This is a genomic window from Caldibacillus sp. 210928-DFI.2.18, from assembly GCF_020554505.1.
GTDB lineage: Bacteria > Bacillota > Bacilli > Bacillales > Caldibacillaceae > Caldifermentibacillus > Caldifermentibacillus hisashii.
The window spans coordinates 1-14,213 of sequence record NZ_JAJCHL010000001.1 but is presented as its reverse complement, the minus strand read 5'-3'; the positions used below and the strand labels follow the sequence as shown (position 1 = coordinate 14,213).

The 14,213-nt window shown below is 37.7% G+C and carries 13 protein-coding genes and 1 pseudogene; 8 read left to right on the top strand and 6 right to left on the bottom strand.

Features of this window, described 5'->3' with window-relative positions; translation table 11 throughout:
* Positions 1 to 288: 288 nt before the first annotated feature.
* Positions 289 to 2,358, bottom strand: coding sequence for a thioredoxin domain-containing protein (locus LIZ98_RS00070; protein ID WP_227138670.1), 2,070 nt, complete (start codon positions 2,356 to 2,358; stop codon positions 289 to 291).
* A 411-nt stretch (positions 2,359 to 2,769) separates the two neighbouring features.
* On the opposite strand from LIZ98_RS00070, the gene LIZ98_RS00065 reads away from it, so the two are divergent.
* A complete protein-coding gene (locus LIZ98_RS00065; RefSeq protein WP_108897988.1) occupies positions 2,770 to 4,251 on the top strand; it encodes a DASS family sodium-coupled anion symporter in 1,482 nt (493 codons plus the stop codon).
* Positions 4,252 to 4,825: 574 nt separating this feature from the next.
* Here LIZ98_RS00065 and LIZ98_RS00060 read toward each other — a convergent pair.
* Positions 4,826 to 5,095 (bottom strand): GNAT family N-acetyltransferase, encoded by a 270-nt coding sequence (locus LIZ98_RS00060; protein WP_227138672.1) that lies wholly within the window; start codon positions 5,093 to 5,095, stop codon positions 4,826 to 4,828.
* A gap of 546 nt (positions 5,096 to 5,641) precedes the next feature.
* Here LIZ98_RS00060 and LIZ98_RS00055 point away from each other — a divergent pair.
* Both LIZ98_RS00055 and LIZ98_RS00050 read left to right on the top strand, forming a co-directional pair.
* Complete coding sequence (locus LIZ98_RS00055) at positions 5,642 to 8,035, top strand: TOTE conflict system archaeo-eukaryotic primase domain-containing protein (RefSeq protein WP_227138676.1); 2,394 nt, start codon at positions 5,642 to 5,644, stop codon at positions 8,033 to 8,035.
* Positions 8,036 to 8,268: 233 nt separating this feature from the next.
* Positions 8,269 to 8,775 (top strand): CcdC family protein, encoded by a 507-nt coding sequence (locus LIZ98_RS00050; protein ID WP_227091384.1) that lies wholly within the window; start codon positions 8,269 to 8,271, stop codon positions 8,773 to 8,775.
* Positions 8,776 to 8,798: 23 nt separating this feature from the next.
* On the opposite strand, the pseudogene LIZ98_RS00045 reads toward LIZ98_RS00050, so the two are convergent.
* Positions 8,799 to 9,155 (bottom strand): annotated as a pseudogene (locus LIZ98_RS00045) (DoxX family membrane protein); the annotation flags it as partial.
* 47 nt (positions 9,156 to 9,202) lie between these two features.
* Between LIZ98_RS00045 and LIZ98_RS00040 the strand changes: the two are divergent.
* From LIZ98_RS00040 to LIZ98_RS00020, 5 genes are all read left to right on the top strand, one after another.
* Complete coding sequence (locus LIZ98_RS00040) at positions 9,203 to 9,529, top strand: UbiA family prenyltransferase (protein WP_255654753.1); 327 nt, start codon at positions 9,203 to 9,205, stop codon at positions 9,527 to 9,529.
* A gap of 12 nt (positions 9,530 to 9,541) precedes the next feature.
* A complete protein-coding gene (locus LIZ98_RS00035) occupies positions 9,542 to 10,366 on the top strand; it encodes an energy-coupling factor transporter ATPase (RefSeq protein ID WP_041845223.1) in 825 nt (274 codons plus the stop codon).
* Positions 10,351 to 11,214 (top strand): energy-coupling factor transporter ATPase, encoded by an 864-nt coding sequence (locus LIZ98_RS00030; protein ID WP_227138677.1) that lies wholly within the window; start codon positions 10,351 to 10,353, stop codon positions 11,212 to 11,214. The genes LIZ98_RS00035 and LIZ98_RS00030 overlap by 16 nt, the downstream gene beginning before the upstream one ends.
* The gene (locus tag LIZ98_RS00025) at positions 11,211 to 12,011 is read left to right on the top strand and encodes an energy-coupling factor transporter transmembrane component T family protein (RefSeq protein WP_034769925.1); all 801 of its coding nucleotides are present in this window, start codon (positions 11,211 to 11,213) and stop codon (positions 12,009 to 12,011) included. Before LIZ98_RS00030 ends, LIZ98_RS00025 begins: the two co-directional genes overlap by 4 nt.
* A 90-nt stretch (positions 12,012 to 12,101) precedes the next feature.
* The gene (locus tag LIZ98_RS00020; protein WP_041845224.1) at positions 12,102 to 12,644 is read left to right on the top strand and encodes a YhcN/YlaJ family sporulation lipoprotein; all 543 of its coding nucleotides are present in this window, start codon (positions 12,102 to 12,104) and stop codon (positions 12,642 to 12,644) included.
* Between the two features lie 70 nt (positions 12,645 to 12,714).
* Here the strand turns inward: LIZ98_RS00020 and LIZ98_RS00015 are convergent, their stop codons facing one another.
* From LIZ98_RS00015 to LIZ98_RS00005, 3 genes are all read right to left on the bottom strand, one after another.
* Positions 12,715 to 12,876: a hypothetical protein gene (locus tag LIZ98_RS00015; protein WP_161792839.1), complete on the bottom strand. Its 162-nt coding sequence runs from the start codon at positions 12,874 to 12,876 to the stop codon at positions 12,715 to 12,717.
* Positions 12,857 to 13,036 carry a hypothetical protein gene (locus LIZ98_RS00010; protein ID WP_034769922.1) on the bottom strand — a complete coding sequence of 60 codons (180 nt, stop codon included), beginning with the start codon at positions 13,034 to 13,036 and terminating at the stop codon, positions 12,857 to 12,859. The genes LIZ98_RS00015 and LIZ98_RS00010 overlap by 20 nt, the downstream gene beginning before the upstream one ends.
* Before the next feature lie 91 nt (positions 13,037 to 13,127).
* The gene (locus LIZ98_RS00005) at positions 13,128 to 13,925 is read right to left on the bottom strand and encodes an HAD family hydrolase (RefSeq protein ID WP_041845225.1); all 798 of its coding nucleotides are present in this window, start codon (positions 13,923 to 13,925) and stop codon (positions 13,128 to 13,130) included.
* Positions 13,926 to 14,213: the final 288 nt, after the last annotated feature.

Genomic DNA, 14,213 nt, shown 5'->3' with positions numbered 1-14,213 from the left:
GATATAAGTCTAACAAGCGATAACAGAACGATACAAGAAAATTTATGCGGAGAGACGGGCATGATAACATTGTCTGGAGAGCCGAAGTTTGTGAAGTCTTGCTTCTTGGCAGGGAACTCATGCCCGTCGAGGGATGACTTGGAGTGAGAAACTCCCTTTTTTGGCGATGAAAACCCACCCGTCATTGGGATGCGAAACTCAAGTAATCATTTTAACGAAACTCCCGGTAATTCGCACCTTTGCGCATTAAGGTATAAAAAAAGGAAGGTCAAGTCACCTTCCATGAATTTATTTTTTAAAGAGTAAATCCATTGCAGTTTGAAAATGATTTGTCGGCAGGTTGCATTGAAAATTTTCACAGACATAAATGGTCGGTTTCTCATTTATCATGGCATAGTCTTCAATAAACGGAGCAATTTCGGAAAGTTCGGCCTGTTCGTTCCTTTTTACAGCCATTAAAGAAATTTCGGGGTGGAAATTCTCCTGTATATGTTGGATAAAATCAACAACTTCTTTTGTTTCATTATCCATAACGATAACGACTTCTTTCATTGCTTGCTGTGATAACATTACAGACTGCAGCATCATTGCGTGACCATTGGGATAATCATGGATATCCTTACTGAAAACTTGAAACATTTGCTGGACCTTTTCTTCTAACGTAAAATCCCCGGTCAGTTTCGCCAGTCTTAACAATTGGCATGCAGCGACACTGTTTCCGGAAGGCAGTGCCCCGTCATATGACTCCTTTTGGTTGACGAGCAATGGCTCATCGTCGTTTCCGCTAAAGAAAAAGCCTCCCGCGTGATCGTCCCAAAATAAATCCATCATGTTGCCGGCCAGTTTTTTTGCTTCCTCTAAATAAAATGGAGCAAAAGTTGATTCGTACAGTTCAATATATCCCCACAATAGAAAGGCATATTCATCAATAAAAGCTTTATTTTTTACTTCGCCATCTCGGTATCTCACCATTACCCGGCCATTTTGAATCAAGTTGTCCCTGATAAAAGAAACTGCTTTTTCTGCAGCCTGCACATAGGATGCTTGATGAAAAACACGCCCTGCTTTTGCGAGCGCTGCAATCATTAAGCCGTTCCATGCCGTTAAAATTTTATCATCGCGGAATGGGCGAACCCGGTTTTCCCGATGTTGAAACAATCTTTGTCGTGCCGTTTCTAATTTTTCCGCTAACTCTGCAGAAGAAATCCCTTCCGATTTTGCAATCGATTCTAAATGACTTGTAATCAGATTGGGAATATTTTTTCCTTCAAAATTACCCTGTTTAGTAATGTCATATGCTTGGCAAAAGAGTGTGCCCAACTGTTCACCCAACACATCCTTCACTTCTTCCGGGGTCCAAACATAAAACTTTCCTTCCTCCCCTTCTGAATCGGCATCTTCCGCAGAGTAAAACCCTCCATCCGGGTGAACCATATCACGTAACACATACTTGATAATTTCTTCCGTTATTTTTTTGTATCGGGAATTTTTCGTCATCCGGAAAGCATCGGTATAAGCCATCGCAAGCAGAGCGTTGTCATACAGCATTTTTTCAAAGTGCGGCACCAAAAATTTTTCGTCAACGGAATAACGAGAAAAACCATAACCAATATGGTCATAAATTCCCCCGCGGGCCAGTCCGTCCAATGTTTTTGTTACCATGTTAAGCGCTTCTTGATTTTCACAAAATTTGGCATACATAAGTAAAAATACGAGTGAATGCGGCATTGGGAATTTCGGTGCCTCGCCAAAACCACCGTATTGAGGATCAAAAGTTTGTTTGTAATATTGGAAAGCGTTATCAATTGTTTCTTTCGTTAAGGAAGTTTGTTTCCCTTTTTCACGGCTAAGCTCAAGCGCTTGTTTTACTTGTGCCCCTACATCCTTTATTCGATCCGGATTTTCGGTATATTGTTGATATAAATAATTCAGTACCTCTTTAAAGCCAGGCATTCCATAACGGCCTTCCCGCGGGAAATAAGTTCCGGTGTAAAATGGAACTCGATCCGGTGTCAAAAATACACTCAACGGCCAGCCGCCATGCCCGTTCATCATTTGGCAAACGAGCATATAGATAGAATCAATATCCGGTCGCTCTTCCCTGTCCACTTTAATCGAAACAAATTTCTCATTGAGAATCCGCGCCACCTCTTCATTTTCAAAAGACTCCCGCTCCATCACATGGCACCAATGACAAGTCGAATAACCAATACTAACAAATACCGGCTTATTTTCACTTTTTGCCTTTTCAAATGCCTCTTCACTCCACGGATACCAGTCGACCGGATTATAGGCGTGTTGAAGCAAGTAAGGTGATTTTTCATTGATTAAACGATTCGGGTTTTTATTCGTTGTCATATGGGCATCACCTTCTTCCTGATTCACTTATTTATTTTTATATTACCATAAAATAAATTTTTCATCCCAAAATAATAAATAATATCTACTAATAACAGTGGGATTATCCAAAAATAAATAATATATCCTCAAATTTTAAAAACAAAACAAGTCAAGGAGTGATTGGATTTATGTGAGAGATAGCAATTAAATTAATTAATTATCTGCACAATCAATATCCTACTTTGTGTTATAGAATACATATTTTGGTAATTCCGGTAGTGCTGAAAATTATAAAGAAAGTTTCAAATTTTTGTCGTGTAATCGCCTCCAAATTTACACCAATTATTAACATTTTTTCCTTTTCCTCTTTGCTACAATAAAAATAGGATTAATAATATTTTTAGAGAATTAATAGGGGAGTGTGGAAAAATGAATACGTCAACACAACAAACAAAGAAGTCGAAATGGCATTGGATTTGGGTCGTAGCCGCTTTTACCGCACTAATTGTAATCACGCTTCTACCCCAAGCGGAAGGTCTTCCGGTTGCCGGCCAGCGTGCACTTGCAATCTTAGCCTTTGCACTGATTCTCTGGGTGACAGAAGCTGTATCCTACGAAGTCAGTGCAGCCATGATTGTTGGGCTGATTGCACTCCTAATCGGCCTTGCACCAAGCATTCAGGATCCTTCGCAAATGACGGGAACGGGCAATGCACTGAAATTGGCACTCAGCGGATTTAGCAGTTCCGCTGTTGCCCTGGTAGCCGCCGCCTTGTTTCTTGCAGCTGCAATGCAGGCGACCAATCTTCATAAACGGCTTGCCCTTTGGATTTTATCTAGGGTTGGTACAAAAACAAGCAGCCTCGTCTTTGGCGCAATTCTTGTTTCAATTGTACTGGCATTTTTCGTTCCCAGTGCCACTGCCCGGGCCGGCGCTGTTGTTCCAATATTATTGGGGATGGTGGCCGCATTCGGGTTGCCGAATAACAGTAAACTGGGAGCACTGTTGGTAATCACTTCCGTTCAGGCGGTTTCGATTTGGAATGTTGGTATTAAAACAGCTGCCGCCCAAAACATGGTTGCACTCGGTTTTATTGAAAAAGAATTTGGCACCACCATTACATGGAGTTCTTGGTTTCTATATGCCGCACCGTTGGCTGTCATCATGTCTGTCCTACTGTATTTTGTGATGACCCATTTGATTAAGCCTGAAACGAAGGCGATTGAAGCAGGAAAAGATCTCATACAAAGCCAGCTTAACGAACTGGGGCATTTAAAAGCATCAGAGATTCGACTTATCATCATCTCGCTGTTTTTATTATTTTTCTGGACGACGGAAGGCAAACTTCATTCCTTTGACACCACTACCGTTACTATTGTGGCGATTGCCATTTTATTGACGCCAAAGATCGGTGTTTTTGATTGGAAATCGGTTGAACGTTTGATTCCGTGGGGTACAATTATTGTTTTTGCAGTGGGAATCTCGCTCGGCACCATTTTGCTTGACACCCAGGGGGCACAGTGGCTTTCCAATAAAGTATTCGGTTCACTTGGTCTGGAAAGCATGCCGATTATCGTTACAATTGCAATCGTTTCATTATTTAATATTTTGATCCACCTTGGATTTGCGAGCGCAACCAGCCTTTCAGCAGCGTTGATTCCGATCTTTATTGCGCTCACCGCCACAATACATCTGGGTGATAACCGAATTGGATTCGTTCTCATTCAGCAATTTGTTATTAGCTTTGGTTTCCTGCTTCCGGTCAACTCGCCACAAAGTATGCTTGCCTACGGGACCGGCGCTTTTACTGCAAAAGATTTTCTAAAATCAGGGGTTCCATTAACGATTATGGGCTACTTGCTAATTTTATTATTTAGCATGACCTATTGGAAGTGGGTCGGGTTACTGTAGCTGCTAATTTTTTATACGGCCTGTCCCTTGTCTTAAAGGATGAAGTGAACAAAATGAAAGCTCAAAAGGTAATTGCAGCCTTTTACAAAAAAAACGAGAACAACCAAATCCGGTTTGAACTTGGGACGGGTCGTTTTAGCAAAATGCTGGATCAGAACAAGGAGAAATACTTGGACTAAATTGGACCTTAAAAGAATAAAGAGCATCCATATTACTCATTTTCGTAATCTGCAATCAGTTGTTATCCCCTACGTTAAAAAATCACAGGAACACAGAAAAACAAGTAGATGACTATAAATTGGAAAATTCCCCCAGTTATAAAAGGGGATTTTCATGTTACTTATTTCAACATTTACACGAAAAAGTAGTGGGAACGATAATCTATAGAAAATTGATTTTCTAATTCGGCAACTTCATATTCTCTAAAAGGTTTTCAAGGAAATCCTTATGACCTTGAGGAATTTGTTTTTTCCTGCCTCTATTTCATTAATCCTCTTTTTCAAGTTAGATCCAACAGGCGAGAAATCATAAGGCAATGTGTCTACACTAGATACTTTCTAAAAATGGAATATCCCTATTTATTGAGTAATATTTGTAGATACGTTAAATTTTTTTCACCAGAAGGCATACGCTTTTCCTTTACAGCATAACGATTAAAGCCAAAATCATTTAAAAATTTTAAAGCTCTATCGTTTATGAATGCAGCCCTTATTTCGTTCCATCCCTGATGTTGAGCCCAACACAAGAAAGATTTTAAAAACTCAGAGCCATAGCCTTGGCTTTGATATTGATTATGAATCATTATTAACCCGATCCATGGATTACCATCAACTGCTCGTTCCATATACTCTAAAATCTAAAACATGCTTATGCCTTCCTTTACTTATTTAACTATCAAATAGTTGGTTTTGGCGGTGGTATTATAATTTTACCTTTTTTTATGTATTTAGTATCAGTAAGCTTTTGAATACTATATTTCAACTTCTTCGTTAGAAAAAATTATATACCTATATCTATGAAAACTACAAACTAATAGATAAACGCCATTTTGATGATTAATAAACAGCTATGGTAAAATATCTGATAAGTGCAAAAGACCAACCTTTATGCAAAGTTTGTAAAAAGATATAGATGATATCGGTTCATCTTATTTGCCGAATTTTTAACAACCACCTGTAGTTTAATGCTTACCAATTCTTTTTCTTCAACTGTTCGTAACTTAAACTTTTCTGCTTCAAATATCTCTATCATCATCAAAGTTGACTTCAATAATTTCAAACTATCCACAACTTATGAAATTATCACATTTTTATCTTTCCTTTGTTCTATGTATAATGGTACTATATCTTACTATTTTTACAATAAAACTCAGTAGAAATCGGAGGATATCATGGAAAATCTTGAGACTCAACTACAACAGGCAAAGCAAGAAATAAAGCAATTAAAATTAGAAAACCAAAAACTGAAAGCATTATTAATACAACATAACATTAATGTAGATGCCTCAGTTTCAATAAATAAAAGTAAAATTTCCAAATCAAATGCTGAAAAATTAAAAGAAAGACTTGAAATCTTTAAAAGTCTCTTTAAAGGCAGAACTGATGTTTATGCGGTCAGATGGGAATCGAAAACCGGCAAATCGGGTTATATACCTGCATGTAAATTTGAGTGGCAAAAACCGATCTGTCAAAAACCGGAAATCAAATGTTCGGATTGTTCCCGGAGAGTGCTTCTGCCTTTAACCGATCAGGTAATTTATGAACATCTGACAGGAAAAAAGACTATCGGGCTTTACCCTCTTTTACATGATGAAACTTGTTGGTTTTTAGCTGTAGATTTTGATAAGAAAAGCTGGCAACAAGATGTACAAGCATTCATAACTACCTGTAGAGAACAAAATATCCCTGCACATGTTGAACGATCTCGGTCGGGAAACGGTGCGCATGTCTGGATTTTTTTCAACCAAGCAATTCAGGCATCTTTAGCCCGAAAATTAGGGAATGTATTATTGGCGAAGACGTTAGAAAAGAGACACGAAATCGGCATGGATTCTTTTGATCGACTACTCCCCAGTCAAAATACAATGCCAAAAGGAGGATTCGGAAATTTAATCGCTCTTCCTTTACAAAATGAGCCGAGAAAAAAAGGAAATAGCGTATTTGTAGATGAAAATTTCATGCCGCATCCAGATCAATGGAGTTATTTAAAACACGTGAAAAAGATGAGTATTGAAGATATTCGAACTGTTATCAAAGATTTACGGCAATCAAACGGATTTGAAAATATTGTACAAGAAACCAATCAGCTAAGAACCAAGGAATATGCAGACCAAAAACTTCCTAAAAAACTGAAAATTATTGAAAAGAATGGGTTATATATTGAAAAAACAAATCTTCCTTCATCTCTCGTTCATCAGATGATTCAGTTAGCTACATTCAATAACCCGGAGTTTTTTAAAAGACAAGCAAAACGCCTGTCTACCCATAACACACCGAGGATGATTAATTGTAGTGAGGAAACGGACGCTTATATTGTTTTACCCCGTGGTTGTAAGGAACAACTTGTTAACTTGCTAACCGATCTTTCTATTGAATTTGAATTCGAAACCCGTACAAATTCGGGGTCCGAAATAGCTGTTTCTTTTATCGGGGAATTGCGGTCTGAACAGGAAACAGCAGTTACTAAATTATTAGCATATTCCACAGGCATTTTATCGGCAACAACCGGATTTGGAAAAACCGTAGTTGCTGCAAGTATCATTGCTAACCGAAAAATAAATACGCTAATCATTGTTCACCGTAAGCAACTGATTGACCAATGGAAAATGCAACTTTCCTCATTCTTAAATTTAGCTAATGATCAAATCGGGCAAATGGGTGGCGGAAAAACTAAATTATCCGGCATTGTTGATATTGCAACAATTCAAAGCTTGAACTATAAAGGGAAAGTTAAGGATGTCATTCAGCAATACGGACAAATTATTGTTGATGAATGCCATCATATTTCGGCATTTAGTTTTGAAAAGGTATTGAAAGAGGCAAATGCCACTTATATTCATGGATTGACGGCAACACCGGCAAGAAAAGATGGACTGGAACGGATTATGACCATGCAATTGGGATCGATTCGTTATAAAGTCAGTGCCAAAAAACATGCAATGACCCGTCCTTTTGAGCAAATTCTTATTCCCAGATATACAAATTTCAAAAGCTCATGCAAAATTAGTGGAGAAGATTTCCAAGGATTGTATCAGGAACTAATGAAAAATGAGCAACGAAATGACATGATTTTTGATGATGTCTTAAAGGAACTGGATAAAGGAGCAGTACCGTTGATATTAACGGAAAGAGTGGAACATGTCTATGATTTGCAAGAAAAATTTACCGGATTTGCAAAAAATATCATAACTTTGACAGGTGGAATGAGTAAAACAGAAGAAGCAACAAAAATGAGATTACTTGAGGATATACCTGATGATGCGGAAAGATTACTAATTGCAACCGGTAAATATATTGGAGAAGGGTTCGACTATGCTCCAATAGATACATTATTTTTAGTCATGCCGATTTCTTGGAAAGGAACATTGCAACAATATGTTGGTCGTTTGCATCGCTTCCATAATAAAAAAGAAAAAGTCAAAGTATACGATTATGTAGATGAAAATGTAACTTTATTAAAAGCCATGTTTGAAAAAAGATTAAAGACTTATCATTTAATGGGTTATCAAATTTTTGGTAAAGAGCCAATTGTACAAAGAAAAGTTGAGCAATTAAAGCTATTTTAATGTCCTGGTTGGTACTTCTTGTTTGTTGTTATATCGAATAAAATCTGATAAAATGAGTCGTACAGTTTTTCACTGTGATAAAGTGAAAATTTCCACCAGTGGGGGGTTTTCTTCATCGTCCACTGATGGTTAGTTGAATCAATTGGGCACTTCCGGGTACTTGATTTCTCTTTCATTAGAGGGAGATTTAGTGACCATTTATGCGGGAGAAAAGTTGAAAAGGGTTGAGACTCATGGTTTATCTTACTTTTATCATACCAATCATCATGGCTATTGCCGTTTTAGTGATTAGAATGAAAGCAACGAAACATCCCGTAACGAGGAAGAAAATCATTTTGCCGCCAATCTTTATGAGTACCGGTGCATTGATGTTCATCTTTCCGTTTTTTCGCATTCCTTTTTTACAAGTAATTGAAGCACTGTGTATCGGGATGTTTTTTTCTATATTTCTTATTAAAACAACACATTTTGAAATTCGCGGGAATGAAATTTATGTTACGCGCTCCAAGGCCTTTGCCTTTATATTGATCGGGCTATTGCTTATTCGAACGGGATTAAAAGCCGCATTAAGTTTAACCGTCCATGTCGGTGAAACGGGCGGAATGTTTTGGATTCTTGCTTTTGGCATGATTGTTCCTTGGCGAATTGCTATGCTAATCCAATACAATAAGATGCAAAATCAATTGCAGAATCAAAACCAGGAAAATTTACTTGAAATGGAAATAAGAGGAGCAAATTAAACTCTCCTCTTATTTTTATCTCTTTATCCTTTATCCCTGTATATAGCCTGTTCTTCCCCATACCACCATTTTCCTAATTTCACCTGCAAAAATGGAATAACCCAATAATCTAACCCCAGTGTCCGTCCGGATCCGTTCAATAACGCAATCGAAGCAGGTAAAACCCAAAACTTATCCCACCCGAGCATCGCAGTTAACGTAAACATAACAAGAAATCCGGCACTTGCTAAACTGGCCAGCCACGTAAATAGCCCGGTAATAAGCGCCAACCCAATCGCCATTTCTACAAAAATAACGAATTTTTGCATGAATATGGCAACTTCTGGTGTTGGCAGCATTATTTTCATAATCCACTCAAACCAAAACGGCATTTTACTTAAAAATTGTTCTTGTTTCTATTCCATGTGTAGCAACCATTGCCAATATCATGTTGGCCAACAACATTTGTGATCTGGAGGAGGATATTAAAAATAATCGGTTTACCCTCCCCTATTACATTGGGAAAAAATACGCCATCTGGTTATTTAATGCTTTATATCTCATTGCCTTTTTCGCAATTTTGGCAGCTGCTGCGTTACATTTATTGCCAAAAATTATGTTGCTTGCCCTTTTAGCAAGTATCCCTGTCTATAAGCACGTGAAACTATTTAATAAGAAACAAATTAAATCCGAGACGTTTGTTATTTCTGTAAAAAATTTGGTCATTATTAACGGAGTCATTTCCGCAATCCTTTGTTTAGCTGTTTTCATATAAGAGGTGTTGCTCATGGTACTTGATTCAACAAACCCAATCATTGAAGTAAAAGATGTATCTTTTCGTTATGATTTACGTAATTCCGCTGAAACCTTATCTTCCATTAACTTTTCCGTCCAAAAAGGTGAGTGGGTCGCCATTATCGGCAACAACGGTTCCGGGAAATCAACATTAGCCGGTATTTTATTAGGGTTGTACAAACCGCAATTTGGTTCTGTAACAATCGCCGGTTATGAGTTAAATGAAGAGACGAAATGGGAAATAAGAAAGCGAATGGGTATTGTCTTCCAAAATCCGGATAATCAATTTATCGGTTCGACCGTTGAAGACGATGTGGCATTTGGCTTAGAAAATTTGAATATGCCTTATGAACAGATGAAGATGCGAGTTTATGAAGCACTTCATATGGTTGATATGGATGATTATCGTCACGCTGATCCGACCCGGTTATCCGGCGGACAGAAGCAGCGAGTGGCAATTGCCGGTTTACTAGCTTTACAACCGGAAATATTATTATTGGACGAAGCCTTTGTTATGTTAGACCCGAAAAGTCGAAAAGATTTATTAAAAACGCTACAAAAATTAAAATCTCGGCATCAACTGACTATTATTTCTATTACACATGATATGAATGAAGCTGCATCCAGTGACCGCATTATTGTGTTAAAAAACGGAACAATCAGTTCCATTGGCACACCGAAAGAAGTTTTCAGTAAAGAACTTGATTTTGAAGCCCCCTTTACCGAAAAACTAAGACGAATTTTACAAATGAAAGGAAGAAACGTGCCAAATACGTATATGAGTGAAGAAGAGATGGTAGAATGGCTATGGAAATAAGATATAGCAATGTATCCGCAGATTACCAATTAGGTCCGATTCGAACAAAAAATGTTTTAGATGATGTAAATTTATTCGTAAAACCTTCATCCTTTACCGCTATTGTCGGCCAAACCGGAGCCGGAAAATCAAGTTTACTAAAAGTAATGAATGGCTTAATACGTCCGAAACAAGGTGAGGTAAAAATCGGCAAATACTCTGTTTCTTCAAATAACGATCCTACTTCTTTAAAAGAAGTACGAAAACGTATAGGCATGGTATTCCAATTTCCTGAATCCCAGTTATTTGCAGAGACCGTGGAAAAAGATATTTGTTTTGGTCCTTTGAATTTTGGTGTGGGGCTTAGTGAAGCGATAGAAATGGCAAAAACAGCCATTTACCAGGTAGGCCTGGATGCCTCCTTTTTACCGAAATCCCCCTTCTCATTATCCGGCGGCCAAAAAAGACGGGTCGCCATTGCGGGGATCTTAGCGATGAAACCGGATATTTTAATTTTAGATGAACCCGGAGCAGGACTTGACCCTATTGGAAAACAAGAAATCCTTTCGCTAATTGCTTCTTGGAATAAAAACAATAAACTGACAACACTAATGGTCACACATGAAATGGATGATGTAGCTAAATTCGCTGATGATGTTATTGTTATGGAAAAAGGAAAAATCGTCTTTCATGATGATGTGCGAACTTTTTTTGCTGATCTTAATCAAATCCAATCTTGGAACCTTGATATTCCGGAAGCAAGAAGATTTCAATTACTCATTGAAGAAAAAACCGGTGTATCCTTGCCAAAAATTTGTCTGACAGTGGAGGAACTTGCAGACTGCTTAATCGAGGTGGGACTTGCATGAATAAATTAATCATCGGTCGTTATCTTCCCGGTACTTCTTTACTCCATATACTTGATGCTCGAGCAAAATTAATCGCCGGTTTTTATTTTATTTTTATTTTGTTTTTTGCCGAGGATTGGCCGGCCTATATTCTTCTATGGTCGTTTACCTTTTGGGTCATGCATTTATCCGGTGTCCATTTCAAAACCTACATACGTGGCGTACGACCTTTAATTTGGTTGATTTTGTTTACGGTCTGCTTACAAGTATTATTTACAGCCGGGGGAGAAATTTACTTCGAATGGGGTCCGGTAACCATATCTCAATTTGGGATAGTGAGCGGTATTTATATCTTTTTCCGTTTTGTCATGATCATTTTTATCTCTACGGTTATTACACTGACAACAAAACCGATTGACTTAACCGAAGCCATTCATTTTCTTCTCAAGCCACTTCGGATTTTTAAAATACCTGTTGAAGAAATATCCATTATGCTGTCCATTGCTTTGCGCTTTATTCCAAACTTATTAGATGAAACACAAAAAATCATGGATGCACAAAAAGCAAGAGGGACAGAATTCGGCAAAGGTTCTTTATTCCAACAAATGAAAACTCTCGTACCAATCTTTTTACCATTATTTGTGAGTTCACTAAACCGGGCGGAAGAAGTCGCAAATGTTATGGAAGTTCGTGGTTATCAACCAAACGCTAGACGCTCCTCATTTCGGAAACTGCGTTGGAAATGGGCTGATACGTTAAGTTTAGTCATTATGATTTTCTTAACAGTCGGCTTACTGATCATGAATACAATTGTCTGAATCAAGGTCCCCTCTTAACGATTGCATAAAAAATTTTCTTAGTGCAAAAAATAGGAATACAACAATTTGCAATCCTTTGGGGGGTCCATTTTGAAACAAATAATCGTTATCTCTTGCTCAATTCTCTCGGCTTTTCTTCTATTGTCCGGGTGTACGTATTATGATAAAAATCAATCTAATGATCATCGCAATTTGACCGTAACAGACACTTCTGATCATCCATGGAGGACATCTAATGTTTCTCAATCGAAAGGGCAAAATTTCATAAACAGTAAAAATCCAGGTACAAACGAACAAAAAAATGAAGCTCGTCAACCAACGATTTTTACCGATACGGACACAAAAAACAACCTTTTAGCCATGAAGGAAGTCATCGATACAAATGTCATTATTAGCAACAATAATGCTTATGTGGCGGTGGTTCTGCAACAAAGGCAAAAACTGACGTCCAAGATGAAAAATCAAATAACCGATCAAGTAAAAAAGAATCATCCACAAATTGACCATGTATATATTTCTGAAAATCCACATTTTATTCAGCAAATGAGTGAATTCTCAACAAGACTAAAGCGTGGCGACCAAAATGTTATGGAGGATTTTAACCAGATGCTGAATGACTATTTTGCGAAATAACTATTAAAACTGGTTTTTCAAAGAGTGGACCTGTGCCACTCTTTGACTTCATTTCAGTGCAAACAAATGATTAACGTTCTTTTTTAGAGGAATCTTTCTTTTTATGCTTCTGTTCTTTTTTATTCATTATGAGTGTTTCCAATTCCTTTCCTGCATTCACATTTCCAAATTCAATGCCAAATTCAACCCGGCCCTTGAGATCCTTGTTCGTTTTATTCGATTGGTCTTTCATTATGCTTTCCCGCTCTTCCCTTTTGTGAATTTCTGTTTGCCCCTTTCATCGGGTTTTCCTCACCGGCAAACTCGGCTGTAAAATCAGTTTCTCGGTTATTTTTATGTGGCGTTTTTGTGTATTTTTCAACAGCATTTCTCTCTGCTTTCCGTTTTGCCATTTGATTCATCTCCTCATGTTTATTTCTTTCTTTATTTTCCTCAACGATACAGAAATGATACGTGGCAAAACGTGCTACAAATGTATATGATTTAGCTGTTTTTCACATTTACTTTCTCTAGAATGGAGAATAGTTCTGTTAAATTTTGTATTTCAAAGGTCGGTGTGATGTCTGTTCTTCTTTTTTGATAGCGATTCACCCAAACAGATTTAATCTTTGTACGATTTGCCCCTAAAATATCGGTATTTAAATTATCCCCGACCATTAGAACCTCGTCTGCCTCTAAGGACATTAAAGATAAAGCATATTGAAAAATTCCCGGATCCGGTTTTCCTTTCCCGTAATTACCGGAGATGACAATATGTTCAAAATACGGGGGTAGTTCAGGAGTCAAGGATAATTTTGTCGTTTGCAAATCCGGTGAACCGTTTGTCAATAAAAGTAAACGATAATCCTTCTTTAATTGTTCCAGTACAGGAAACGTATCTTCATAAACAATCGGGACTTTTCTTCGCTCTTTAGGAAAAGTCTCTCCTAATTCAGAGCCGAAATCAGGGTCATCAATGCCAAGTGCTTTTAACCCTTGTGTCCATGCATCTTTTCGATACGTTGGGACGATATCATGTAACGCTTTGAATTGGTCATTTTTATCGCAAAATTCACCCCATAACCCTTCAAAAGGATTAATACCGATCATTTGGGTGAACGGATATGTTTCATAAGATAGATACAATGTTCTGGCAGCCTGCCGAACTTCATCCTCCAGTTTACTCGGGTCAATCCCGTAACGTTCCTGAGCTATTTTGCATGTGGCCAAGAATGCTTTTTGCACACTTTTTTGATCCCATAAAAGCGTGTCATCTAAATCAAAGAAAATTGCTTTAATCATCATATCCCTACTTTTTTGTAATTTTTCCACTTTTTAATAGTTTAATATAAAATGGGTGAAAAGTTAACTACTTTTTAATACGTTAGAAGAAGATATAAAGTTCTTTACGTAGGACAAAACCTTCTGAAGTAATAAAGTAAGTACAGAAATGTGTAGTGGAATTGCTTTATGGTCTCATAGGAGTGACCAAATCCTTTTCTATGGGACAAAAACTTCGGAAAAGCGAACAGAAATGTCTCATAGATCAGCCCTATGGGACAAATTAATCGGAAATTGAAACCAAAATGT

Coding starts and splice junctions, on each gene's coding strand:
- LIZ98_RS00070 (WP_227138670.1), bottom strand. CDS start 2,358: ATGACAACGAATAAAAACCCGAATCGTTTAATCAATGAAAAATCACCT.
- LIZ98_RS00065 (WP_108897988.1), top strand. CDS start 2,770: ATGAATACGTCAACACAACAAACAAAGAAGTCGAAATGGCATTGGATT.
- LIZ98_RS00060 (WP_227138672.1), bottom strand. CDS start 5,095: ATGGAACGAGCAGTTGATGGTAATCCATGGATCGGGTTAATAATGATT.
- LIZ98_RS00055 (WP_227138676.1), top strand. CDS start 5,642: ATGGAAAATCTTGAGACTCAACTACAACAGGCAAAGCAAGAAATAAAG.
- LIZ98_RS00050 (WP_227091384.1), top strand. CDS start 8,269: ATGGTTTATCTTACTTTTATCATACCAATCATCATGGCTATTGCCGTT.
- LIZ98_RS00040 (WP_255654753.1), top strand. CDS start 9,203: ATGTTGGCCAACAACATTTGTGATCTGGAGGAGGATATTAAAAATAAT.
- LIZ98_RS00035 (WP_041845223.1), top strand. CDS start 9,542: ATGGTACTTGATTCAACAAACCCAATCATTGAAGTAAAAGATGTATCT.
- LIZ98_RS00030 (WP_227138677.1), top strand. CDS start 10,351: ATGGCTATGGAAATAAGATATAGCAATGTATCCGCAGATTACCAATTA.
- LIZ98_RS00025 (WP_034769925.1), top strand. CDS start 11,211: ATGAATAAATTAATCATCGGTCGTTATCTTCCCGGTACTTCTTTACTC.
- LIZ98_RS00015 (WP_161792839.1), bottom strand. CDS start 12,876: ATGAAAGACCAATCGAATAAAACGAACAAGGATCTCAAGGGCCGGGTT.
- LIZ98_RS00010 (WP_034769922.1), bottom strand. CDS start 13,036: ATGGCAAAACGGAAAGCAGAGAGAAATGCTGTTGAAAAATACACAAAA.
- LIZ98_RS00005 (WP_041845225.1), bottom strand. CDS start 13,925: ATGATTAAAGCAATTTTCTTTGATTTAGATGACACGCTTTTATGGGAT.